Annotated in this window: 10 protein-coding genes; 7 read left to right on the top strand and 3 right to left on the bottom strand. The window is 44.7% G+C overall.

Features of this window, described 5'->3' with window-relative positions; genetic code table 11:
- The first annotated feature begins 15 nt into the window (after nt 1–15).
- The gene (locus MHH60_RS25375; RefSeq protein WP_172628886.1) at nt 16–1,854 is read left to right on the top strand and encodes an ABC transporter ATP-binding protein; all 1,839 of its coding nucleotides are present in this window, start codon (nt 16–18) and stop codon (nt 1,852–1,854) included.
- Between the two features lie 251 nt (nt 1,855–2,105).
- Here the strand turns inward: MHH60_RS25375 and MHH60_RS25380 are convergent, their stop codons facing one another.
- Entirely contained in the window at nt 2,106–2,354 is a 249-nt protein-coding gene (locus tag MHH60_RS25380) for a DUF7667 family protein (protein ID WP_076135838.1), read from the bottom strand.
- Nucleotides 2,355–2,767: 413 nt separating this feature from the next.
- On the opposite strand from MHH60_RS25380, the gene MHH60_RS25385 reads away from it, so the two are divergent.
- Complete coding sequence (locus MHH60_RS25385) at nt 2,768–3,106, top strand: hypothetical protein (protein WP_076135836.1); 339 nt, start codon at nt 2,768–2,770, stop codon at nt 3,104–3,106.
- A gap of 24 nt (nt 3,107–3,130) precedes the next feature.
- Here the strand turns inward: MHH60_RS25385 and MHH60_RS25390 are convergent, their stop codons facing one another.
- Both MHH60_RS25390 and MHH60_RS25395 read right to left on the bottom strand, forming a co-directional pair.
- The gene (locus tag MHH60_RS25390; RefSeq protein WP_076135834.1) at nt 3,131–4,171 is read right to left on the bottom strand and encodes an HD-GYP domain-containing protein; all 1,041 of its coding nucleotides are present in this window, start codon (nt 4,169–4,171) and stop codon (nt 3,131–3,133) included.
- 77 nt (nt 4,172–4,248) lie between these two features.
- A complete protein-coding gene (locus MHH60_RS25395) occupies nt 4,249–4,962 on the bottom strand; it encodes a molybdenum cofactor biosynthesis protein (RefSeq protein ID WP_076135832.1) in 714 nt (237 codons plus the stop codon).
- Nucleotides 4,963–5,099: 137 nt separating this feature from the next.
- On the opposite strand from MHH60_RS25395, the gene MHH60_RS25400 reads away from it, so the two are divergent.
- The 5 genes from MHH60_RS25400 to MHH60_RS25420 all read left to right on the top strand — a co-directional run bounded on the left by MHH60_RS25400 (nt 5,100) and on the right by MHH60_RS25420 (nt 11,434).
- Nucleotides 5,100–6,539: a bifunctional metallophosphatase/5'-nucleotidase gene (locus MHH60_RS25400; protein WP_076135829.1), complete on the top strand. Its 1,440-nt coding sequence runs from the start codon at nt 5,100–5,102 to the stop codon at nt 6,537–6,539.
- 73 nt (nt 6,540–6,612) lie between these two features.
- Nucleotides 6,613–7,440 carry an undecaprenyl-diphosphate phosphatase gene (locus MHH60_RS25405; RefSeq protein ID WP_076124791.1) on the top strand — a complete coding sequence of 276 codons (828 nt, stop codon included), beginning with the start codon at nt 6,613–6,615 and terminating at the stop codon, nt 7,438–7,440.
- A 144-nt stretch (nt 7,441–7,584) separates the two neighbouring features.
- Nucleotides 7,585–8,697: an HD-GYP domain-containing protein gene (locus tag MHH60_RS25410; protein ID WP_076135827.1), complete on the top strand. Its 1,113-nt coding sequence runs from the start codon at nt 7,585–7,587 to the stop codon at nt 8,695–8,697.
- Nucleotides 8,698–8,918: 221 nt separating this feature from the next.
- Complete coding sequence (yfkAB, locus tag MHH60_RS25415) at nt 8,919–10,055, top strand: radical SAM/CxCxxxxC motif protein YfkAB (RefSeq protein ID WP_036684078.1); 1,137 nt, start codon at nt 8,919–8,921, stop codon at nt 10,053–10,055.
- A gap of 20 nt (nt 10,056–10,075) precedes the next feature.
- On the top strand, nt 10,076–11,434 hold the full coding sequence (locus MHH60_RS25420) for a hemolysin family protein (RefSeq protein ID WP_076135925.1): 1,359 nt from the start codon (nt 10,076–10,078) through the stop codon (nt 11,432–11,434).
- The last annotated feature ends 33 nt before the right edge of the window (nt 11,435–11,467 follow it).

Here is an 11,467-nt window from a genome sequence, read left to right on the forward strand (position 1 = left end):
CTTGAAGCCAAACCAATGACCGCTACGGGAGCAAAAAATAAAGCAGCCGAGCAGCAAGAGCTGGATGAACGTTTTGTATACAAAGATGATGATGTCATCGATAAGGCTTTTGACTGGAAGCAATTCACCAGACTGTTCGGGTACATGAAGCCTTATGCAAAGCAAATGCTTCCATTGGTGTCCATCATGATGATTCTTGGAACCATCACGAAGTTGACCGTCCCGTTCCTAACAAGTTTAGCCATTGACCGTGCGATTGCGCCAAAGGTGGGGAATCCCAGCTTATCACTGCTTTATTCGCTTACAGCAGGGGTAATCGTCTTATATCTGATTCAATGGATTGCGGGAGTGTACCGGATTAAATACACGAACATCATAGGCCAAAGAGTGATTTATGATTTGCGCTCAGATTTGTTCAAGCATATTCAGAAGCTCTCCTTTAACTTCTTTGATAAACGTCCGGCAGGTTCGGTATTAGTACGGGTAACCAATGATATCAACTCTCTGCAGGATCTGTTCACAAACGGGGTTGTCAATCTGATGATTGACTGTGTGCAGCTTATGGGGATTACCATTATTCTGCTAGTGATCAACTGGAAGCTAGGTCTTGCAGTAATGGTTACGGTTCCGATTATGTTCTTTGTTTCAACTAAGCTGCGCCAAAAGATTCGGATCGCTTGGCAGGATGTGAGGATGAAGAACTCCAGAATTAATTCTCATTTAAATGAATCGATTCAGGGAATCAGAGTCACACAAGCCTACACCCAAGAACAAGAAAACATGAATTATTTCGATGTTATGAATACCGACAGCAAAAAATCCTGGAACAAAGCCTCTGCGATGAACCAGGCGTTCGGTCCGATTATTGAGGTCACAGGTGGTTTTGGAACAATGATCCTCTTTTGGCTGGGGGCTTATCTGATCCAATCTGGAGAACTCACTGTAGGTATGCTGGTAGCATTCAGCTCTTATGTCAGCAACTTCTGGGACCCGATTAATCGCCTTGGGCAGATGTACAATCAGCTGCTTGTGGCAATGGCTTCCTCGGAACGGATCTTTGAATATTTGGATGAGCAACCGGCGGTGCAAGATAATCCTGGTGCTAAGCCAATGGGAACGATTCGTGGGGATATTAACTTTGAAAAGGTCATTTTTGAATATGAAAAAGGCCGGGCTGCATTAAAAGGTATTGATCTGGATGTTCAAGCAGGACAGTCGATCGCGCTCGTAGGTCATACAGGTTCTGGTAAAAGTACGATCATTAACCTGATTGGCCGGTTCTATGATATTAAGAGCGGCCGAATCACGATAGACGGTGAAGATATCCGCGGGGTTACGTTAGACAGCCTGCGAAGGCAGATCGGAATCGTGCTGCAAGATACCTTTATTTTCTCGGGAACGATTCGGGATAATATCCGTTTTGGCCGTCTGGAGGCTACAGATGAAGAAGTGGAAAATGCCGCAAAAGCCGTGGATGCCCATGACTTTATTATGAAGCTGCCCGGAGGGTATGAGACTGAGGTGGAAGAGCGCGGCAGCGCGTTGTCGATGGGACAACGTCAGCTTCTCTCCTTCGCCCGGGCGCTTTTGGCAAATCCGCGGATTCTAATCCTGGATGAGGCAACTGCCAGCATTGATACGGAGACGGAGCTGAAGATCCAGGAGGCACTCAAAATCCTGCTTCAAGGCCGAACCTCCTTTATCGTAGCCCACAGACTCTCTACCATCCGTCATGCGGATAAAATAGTCGTCCTCGATCACGGAGAGATTAAAGAAGAAGGAAACCATCATGAGTTGACTTCCCGTGATGGGGTATACAACGGTCTGATCGAAGCGCAATTCCGCTTCTTATAGACCGACGTACAGTACGGAACAGAACAGAACAACAGCTCATTCCCGTTGCTTAGGCAACTGCGGGGTGGGCTGTTTTTTATAGGGATATAGGATGTAGAGAATATTGGTGCCGGGGCTTGGTAGATCATAGTTGAGTGGAATATGGCAGAGGTATTACGGGACAAGGCAACGGAAGAACGGAAGAACGGAAGAATGGGAGAACGGAAGAACAGCTCAACATAATGCAGCAGGGTAAGATTTCTATGATTCAGTTATTTGGGGCGTTTGGATACCCTGCCCGTCACACGCAGCTCAAACATTTGTGCACAAATGTCTTGATGCCATTGTAGATCAGTTGTCTGTTCCGCTAATAGGATTTCATTTTGTAATCGGGCCATCTCATAGCAGTAGGTAGCATTAATTTGCAGGCACTGTTGTTGCTCCGTTTCCTCAGCAGCAGTAAGCTGTCGTCTACGGCTCAGGGTGAACAACTCGGCAAGGCGTTCATGGACTGGAAGCATGCTTTTTTCCTCCTACAGCATTTTAAAACCACATATTAGTCTCACCATGAGAAGAGAAATTCAAACGTTACGTCAGATAATTAAATTGAAGGGTCTTATTATGTTGAGGGTAGGAGGAACTATCTACAAAGCCAGAAGGAATCAAATTGAGGTGAAAATCGGGGGATGTTCAGGAGTAATCTGAAACCAATCTTTAGTTGCAGTTTGTACAATAGAAACCACCATTCTCGTTATAAAAATACTGTTAATTGCACTTTGTGCAGCTATTTTCGAGAAATGTGCTTATTTAGGGTATTTTCCTTAATTCTAGTTGCACAAAGTACAACTAAATCAGACATAAGCTCGCTAGACGTGGATTTAGTTGCACAAAGTACAACAAAATCCACAATTCAGCTCGGTAGACGTGGATACTGTTGCACAAAGTACAACAAAATTCACAATTCAGCTCGGTAGACGTGGATACTGTTGCACAAAGTACAACAAAATCAAAAATCGGCTCGGTAGACGTGGATACTGTTGCACAAAGTACAACTAAATCAGACATAAGCTCGGTATACGTGGATACTGTTGCACAAAGTACAACAAAATCAGAAATCGGCTCGGTAGACGTGGATACTGTTGCACAAAGTACAACAAAATCCACAATTCAGCCGCTAGACGTGGATACTGTTGCACAAAGTACAACTAAAAAATCCCCCGTAGTCAAACCGGGGGATTTAGTGTACGAACAGCAGCTCCGAAGCTGTTGCTAAGCACGCAGGACCTCAAGAAACGCCCTAGTCCATGTAGATTTCCACAATCGTAACGCTACGTTCGCGGGCTAGATCGACAAATAATCCATCGATCTTTACCAGCGGACGGAAAATATCAACCGGGTTGTTCATGATAATCACACCTGTATCCCCCGTGTTCAGTAATACTCGCTTGCCGATAAAGTTAGGCATTAAATGCTGTATAAAGGCTTGAACCGTTCTGCCGTTCAGCTTACCAAAGCTGAGGTCATTTAGTTCACGTAGGACAGAAATAAGCTCTTGCTTGGACTGATAGACGCGTTTAGAAGTCATCGCACTATAGATGTCAGCTACAGCAGCAATTTGCGCATAAGGATGAATATCGGATTTGGTTAGCTTATTAGGATAGCCAGAGCCGTCCTCACGTTCATGATGCTGCAAGGCTGCCAAGGCTGTATGTGAGTCATCCATAGAATTGCGGATAATTTCGTAGCCGTACTTAGTATGTAGTTTAACTTCTTCGAATTCTTCCGCGGTTAATTTCCCAGGCTTATTTAATAGTGCAGGTGAGATTCTACATTTTCCAATATCAATTAAATATCCAGCTCGTCCAATCTCATAGCATTCTTGTTTGGAATACCCAAGCCAGATTGCAATATAATAAGAGAGCATACCTACCTGCAAAGAGTGATTGTAGGTATAATTATCTTCGCGATCGAGCAGAAGCAGCAGGGAGACTACATCCTTTTGCTTGTCCAACGATTGAAGCGAAGGCTGAAGAATGTCGTTAACCACGGATTGGTTAAAGCTTCCTTTTAATAGTGCTTCCATATAAAGATTCTCAAAGCCGTCAATCATGGTATCAAAACTAGCGGTCACCGTCTGAATAATTGAAGGTCTGCTTAATGGGGCAGGTTCTTCCACTAACGTCTGGATATCAACATAATCAACTCCATGCTGCATCAGCTTGGCGATATCATCTATCTGGAGCAGCGATCCCTTTGGTAATACATGCAGACCTCTTGAACTATAAGCGTCCGAGTTGAGGTGATTACCAGGTTTTAGATCCGAGACGTGTACTCTCAATGCCTATGCCACCTTTTATCCGATTTTATCCAGAATATCAACAAAGTGCAGATTTTTCAATGAAAAAGGAGTGAAGATTAATTGTGGAGGGAATCGGCAGCCTTTTGTTCAGAGCCTACCCAGCGTTGGCCCGATTCATTGATGTCTTTTTTCCAGATAGGGACGGTCTGTTTCAGCAGTTCAATGGCCAGACGACTAGCCTCGTAACAAGTATCGCGATGAGGGGTAGAGACAGCAATGATAACGCTTGCTTCCTTAAGACCAACAAGCCCAATGCGGTGGGAAATCGCGCAGCGTGCATTCCAGCGATTCTGTACCTCGTCACCAATTTCTTTCAGCTTATTTAAGGCCATAGGAATATAGGCTTCATAGTCTAATGCTGTTGTGCGCTGTTCTCCGGTCATTTCGCGTGTAGTTCCTACAAATAACAGGGATGCTCCATGATTGGCATCGAGGACGGCATTCAGAAGCTTCTCAGCATTTAAAGGCAGATCCGTTATGCTATAGAGGCCGTCTGGAGTGCTCTCATACAAAGAACCATTCTCTCCCCCGGAAACGGGAGGGATTAATGCAACTTCGGCAGACTCGGTGATGAGGGCTTCATCAGGTGCATATTCCCGGTCAATAGCGACCAAAGAAGTTCCAATTAGGGATGCTGCATCCGGATAAGAGGTTGAAAGGAGTTCTTTTAACTTCCCAGCGGTTAAGGGATTCTCCGTCGCATGAAAGGTCAGAGAAGATGAACCGATAATCTCAGCCAAACCCGCGAACAAACGGATTGTGATATGCATACTTATTCACCTCTGAAATATGTTGTAATGTCTACAATATACCATAATGAGCCTGAAAATGTTATGCTAGGCACTGTAAGATCATGCATCGGCTGCTTCATTAAAGAGCGGCTCAACAGGTAGGAGGAATGTTGCTAATGGGGCATGTGCCGCAAAGACTGACCATACTTCATACCAATGATATACATAGCCATTTCGAAATGGTGAGTCCATTGGCAGCAGAAATCGGGAGACAAAGAGCTGCAGCGGGAGAAGAGCCTGTGCTGCTGCTGGATATTGGCGATCATATGGATCGTGCAGCCGTCGAGACAGAAGGAACTATGGGTCAGGCTAACATTGATGTACTTAACTTAACAGGATATGATGCTGTAACCATCGGTAATAATGAGGGGTTAACATTCTCACAGGAGATGTTATCCTCTATTTTCTCCGGTTTACAGTGTCCAGTGGTATGCTGTAATTTTGTGGAGACTGCAACAGGGGAACCTCCCCACTGGATGAAGCGTCATGCCATCTTGGAGAAGGACGGAATCAGAATAGGAGTGACTGGAGCGACAGCGGCATTTACTTCATTTTATTCCTTGCTGGGCTGGGATGCTCTGGATCCCGAGACAACCCTTCGGGAACAATGCCTTCTTCTAGCTCCTCAGGTGGACATTCTAATCATCCTTTCTCATTTGGGGCTTCCCGCAGATCGGATTCTGGCAGAGCGGCTGGAAGGTGTACATGCTATTCTAGGTGGACATACCCATCATATGCTGGAAGAACCGCTCATGATTAACGGAACAGCTGTATGTGGAGCCGGGAAATTCGGGCGTTACCTCGGGCGGCTTCAATTTGAGCGGAGAGAGGGACAACCTGGATTCAGCCTGGTGACAGGTGAATGTATTCCGATTGACTCAGGACTGAAGGAAGAGATTGTAGGTCCTGCCGCTACTATTCATTTGGAGCGTGGTCGTGAGGCTCTTCAGCAGACCGTTGCGATCACAGATCGTGAGCTTCCTTTGAATTTGCAGGGAGAGTCCCCTTTTGGCAATCTTTTAGCCCAAGCTGTACGTAGATTTACAGGCGCCAGTTTGTCGATAGTTAACACAGGTCAGCTTCTAGGACTTTTGCCTGAAGGGGAGGTTACAGCGGGAATGCTGCACGCCCTATGTCCTTCTCCCATTAACACCTGCGTAATCAAGCTGAAAGGCCTAGATATTCGCATAGCTTTGGAGCAGAGTCTTACTGAAGAATTTTATAATAAGGTGATTTTTGGGTATGGCTTTCGTGGGAATTATCTGGGCAGCTTAGCAGTAGATGGGATAAAAATCTTGTACGATCCGCAGAAGATACCGTATGATAACAATATTGCAGTTTTTGTCGAAGGAAACCCGCTGGAGGATGATAAGGAGTATAATGTTGGTACGCTGGACATGTTTACTTTCCGTGCAGGCTATGAGACGATCGCCAATGGGAAGGATCCTGTATTTTTGCTGCCTCATTTTTTACGCGACCTGCTTGGGATGGAATTGCAGCGTCCGGACAGTCTTGATGAATGTATGCTCACTCGCTGGCAGATCAAGTCTGAGTAAACCTGCAGCTCACAAGATATACTTTTTGATTCCATTTAGACAGTGCTAGATTCCCGAAAAATAGGAGGAGATTATGGACACGATTACAGCTATTATTTTAGCAATTGTCGAAGGGATCACTGAATTTATTCCTGTTTCTTCTACAGGACACATGATCTTGACCTCGAAGCTTCTGGGCTTTGATGAGCAGGATTCGATTATGAAGACATATGAAATCGTTATTCAGCTAGGGGCAATATTGGCGATTGCGCTTGTTTACCGCGAGCGTGTGCTTAATTTGCTGGGCATTGGGCGTAAGAACTCAGGAAGAGGCGGTGTGATGCCGGCGTCTCGTTTGAACTTAATCCATGTAATACTTGGGATTGCCCCAGCACTAGCTGTGGCATTTTTTGCCCGCGATTTTATAAAAAGTCTCTTTGGAGCCACAACCGTTCTTTGGGCGCTTGTCGCCGGAGGGATTCTAATGATTATCGCAGAATGGGTAAACAGACGCAAAATTAGAATTACAGCGCATGAGCTGGACGATCTTTCTTACGGACAGGCGCTGGCTATCGGGATGTATCAGATTATTTCAGTGCTTTGGCCAGGATTTTCCCGTTCGGGATCTACGATCTCCGGAGGGATGTTAAGTGGGGTTAGTTATAAAGCGTCTGCGGATTTCTCCTTCCTTATAGCCATTCCTATCATGTGTGCGGCTTCCGGATATGAAATGTTGGATTCTTATAAGAACTTCACTAGTGAGACAATTGGTTATTTTGTAATTGGATTTCTGATTTCTTTTGTAGTGGCTTATGTAGTGGTTATTTTGTTTATGAAATTGATTCAAAAGATTAGATTGACGCATTTCGCGATCTACAGATTTATTCTTGCTGCTATATTCTGGTTGTTTATTATGCGTTAATGCCCGAAGGCAAAGACCTAGATACACCCGTTGTTCTTCATGGTGCACCTGTCTGATCTTTACATAAACGGTATAGACAAAGCGTGTGACCCAAGGATTTCAAAACAGAATAGCATTTTACCGTTAAAGGCAGGAGTGAGCTAAGTGCGTTTAGTATCCGTGAATCAGCTTCAAGCAGGCATGAAATTAGGTAAAAAAATATATAATGATGAAGGTCTGACTCTCCTCGCGGATGGGGTGGAGCTTACTGATGCATTGATCAAGAGGCTTTCAAGAATTGACATCGGTTATATTTACATAGAGGACTCTGTCACGGACGATGTTGAGATTATAGGTATGCTTCAAGATGAGACACGTAATCAGGCACTGAAGGTGATTCGTAATCAGTTTCAGCAAATGACAGGCGCTTCAGGAATAAGCAAGGGATTCTACCATCTGGATAAAAAATTCTCAAAGATCATGGATAGCATCCTGGATGATTTGTCTTTACAAGAAGATCCGATGATCATGCTGCTTGATATGCACACCGCTGATAACTACTTGTACGTCCATTCTCTGAATGTCTGCTTGTACACTTTGGTGCTTGGCATTGCGCATGGGTACAGCAAAGAGGAGCTTCGAGTGATTGGTCTGGGTGCGCTGCTGCACGATATTGGCAAGACCCAAGTCCCGATAAAAATCATTCAAAAACCCGGCAAGCTCAGTGAAGATGAGTTTCGCCATATGCAGGCACACACTGAGATCGGGTATCAGATTCTCAAGGAAGAACCGAATATCCCGCTGCTCGCGGCTCATTGTGCGCTTCAGCATCATGAACGCATTGACGGATCTGGATATCCGCGGGGATTAAAAGGACCTCAAATTCATGAATATGCCAAATGGTTGGGCGTGGCTGATTCCTACGATGCCATGACCTCCAACCGGGTCTACAAAAAGGCTATGCTGCCACATCAAGCCGTTGAGGCACTTTATGTAGGTTCTGGTACATTGTATGAGCAGAAGCAGTTAGAGTTATTTAGAGACCGTGTGGCTATCTATCCTCTGGGTCTTACGGTGAAGCTCAGTTCGGGTGAAAGTGGAGTTGTTGTCAAAATAGATCCAAGTACGCCTCACAGACCGATTGTACGTGTGCTTACAGGGCCTGAAGGAGAGAAAGTCGTACCGTTCGAAAGGGATCTAGGAAAAGCCCTCTCCGTTGTTATTGTTGACGTCGCAGATCAAGGCGATACTGTGGGAACGCCAAAATATTTATCATAGCAGCGAAGAGAGAAGATTAGGCTTGTCCGCATAACTCGCGGAAGCCTATTTTTCGTCTCGCTGCTATTATTTTTTACAGTGAAGAAGCTTGTAAGGACAGTCCGAAAGACATCCGAAGTGCAGTTTTTCTGACTAACGTGGTATGATATAGGATAAGACACCGTTCAATCTTCATGATTATGGGTTAATAATAGGAATAAGATTTAAAGGAGCTAGTACAAATGAATGTTTTAAGACCATTAACATCTTCACCGAAGGAGCTGTCGCCAAGCTACGATCCATGGGATCCCATTACTTCTTTACGTAAGCATGGACGCCATGTGCTAACGAGTGTGGAATTCACAGTAACCAATTTATGTAATATGCGGTGTGAACACTGTGCGGTAGGTGATAGTTTAACCTCTAGAGAAGGGGATATGCTGCCGCTTAAAAATATGTTGGACCGTTTAGATGAGGTAGAGCATCTGGAGACTATTAGTATTACCGGCGGAGAGCCTATGTTCTTGGCTGGAACGGTGGATAATATCATAGTGCCGCTCTTAAAGTATGCCAAAGAGCGGGGGATTAGATCGCAAATTAATTCTAATCTGACGATGCCGTATGCTCGATATGAAAAGCTGCTTCCGTATTTGGACGTTATGCATATTTCTTTTAATTATGTGAACGGAGACGATTTTCATGAAGTTGGTTTTGCTAACAGCGGGCATGCGGTTTCAAAGGAAAGTGCATATCGGTTATATAATGCAATGATTGAGAATTCTCGACGGCTAAGTGAGGATGGTATGCTAATTTCTGCGGAAACTATGATTAATTACCGTACACATACTAAGCTGCCTGAAATTCATAAGTTGATTCTCGATATGGGCGCCAAACGGCATGAGGTACATCCTATGTACAACTCAAGCTTTGCTTCGGCTCTGCCAGTGTTGTCCTTGAATGAAATGCGGACGGCAATCCATAAACTACTGGATACCCGTGATCCGGAGATTTGGATGCTGTTTGGGACCCTTCCGTTTTTTGCTTGCAGTTTTCTGGAAGAAGACCAGAAGCTGATAAGCAGAATGCGCGCCGAGAAGAATGTTACCCTTCGCAATGATCCGGATGGCCGGAATCGAGTGAACGTAAACATGTTTACTGGTGATGTTTTTGTTACAGATTTCGCTGATATCGCAGCCTTTGGCAACATCGAGAACCAAAAGCTGGATGATATATTTATCGATTGGCAGACTAAACACCCGCTGAACCAAAAGGTGAACTGCCACTGCGATGCAGCAGGCTGCTGCGGACCTAATCTGTTAGTGGCTGATATGTATTATCCGGAAGTTGACTTCAAAACTAGAAAAGCGATCAATCTGTAGAAATGAGGCGTTGTTAAGTGGTGCATACGGAATTTGAAGTAGGGAGATTATTGCTTAATCTTTTGCTGGTTCTGGTGCTCGTATTATTGAACGGTATTTTTGTAGCAGCGGAATTTTCATTAGTTAAGGTCAGGCAGTCCCGCCTGACCCAACTTGTCAGTGAAGGTAATAAAATGGCTGGATATGCTCTGAAAGTTAATAAGAGACTGGATTCCTATTTATCCGCCACTCAGTTTGGGATAACACTTGCGTCGCTGGGCTTAGGTTGGGTTGGAGAGCCCGCGATTTCTGAGCTGTTGGTCGAACCTTTAATGTACCAGATGGGGATCACCGATCATACCCTGATTTCTACCGTATCTGTGATTATTGGATTTTCGATCATTACATTTTTACATATTGTACTTGGGGAGCTTGCTCCTAAATCGCTCGCGATTCAAAGAACAGAAGGCTCGGCACTGTTGTTATCTGCACCCCTGATGTTCTTCTATAATGTGTTCATGCCTTTTATCTGGGTGCTGAACGCTTCAGCCAATGCGTTACTTCGGTTAGTCGGTGTGGAGCCTGCAAATGAAAGTGAAGCAGCACACTCGGAAGAGGAAATACGTATTCTGATGAATCAGAGCGCCAAGAGTGGTGTCATTGACAAAGATGAAATGAAACTAATGGATAATATCTTTGAATTCTCAGATCTGCTTGCACGTGAAGTCATGCTGCCTCGTACAGATATGGATGTGCTTTACAGCAATCTTTCGTTAGAAGAAAATATGAAGATTATTACCGAAACGAGACATTCGCGTTATCCGGTTGCCTTGGAAGATAAAGACCGTATTATCGGTTTTATCCATATTACCGACCTGTTATTTGCTCCCCCGGAGCAGCAGAATGACCTTACAACTCTGGTTCGGCCTATCCTTAACGTTCCGGAATCGATGGAGATCAGCCATACTCTTCGTTTTATGCAGAAGAATAAGGCTCAGCTGACGTTAGTTGTCGATGAATATGGCGGCACAGCAGGTTTGCTGACAGCAGAAGAGATTCTGGAAGAAATCGTAGGCGATCTGCATGACGAGTTCGAAGATGAGCGTCCAAGTGTGGAACATAACGGGGAGTACATCTCTGTTGAGGGCCGGATGCTGATTGAGGATGTCAACGATCTTACGGGTGTTGTGATTGAAGACGATGAGGTGGATTCCATCGGCGGCTGGTTGTTTAAGGAGCTGGAGGGTAATCCAACCAAAGGAAAACGTGTCAAAGTAGAAGATGTTATTTTTGAAGTCGAGGAATCGACAAGATTGCGTATCACTAGAATTAATATCCACCGGGAACCACGTGTCGAGGACGAAGAAACCTCATCAGAACTGAATGAGGATAAAGAATAACCTATTAAAAATTGTAACGTATTGTTCCAGTTG

Source organism: Paenibacillus sp. FSL H7-0716, from assembly GCF_038002705.1.
Taxonomy (GTDB): Bacteria; Bacillota; Bacilli; order Paenibacillales; family Paenibacillaceae; genus Paenibacillus_AQ; species Paenibacillus_AQ odorifer.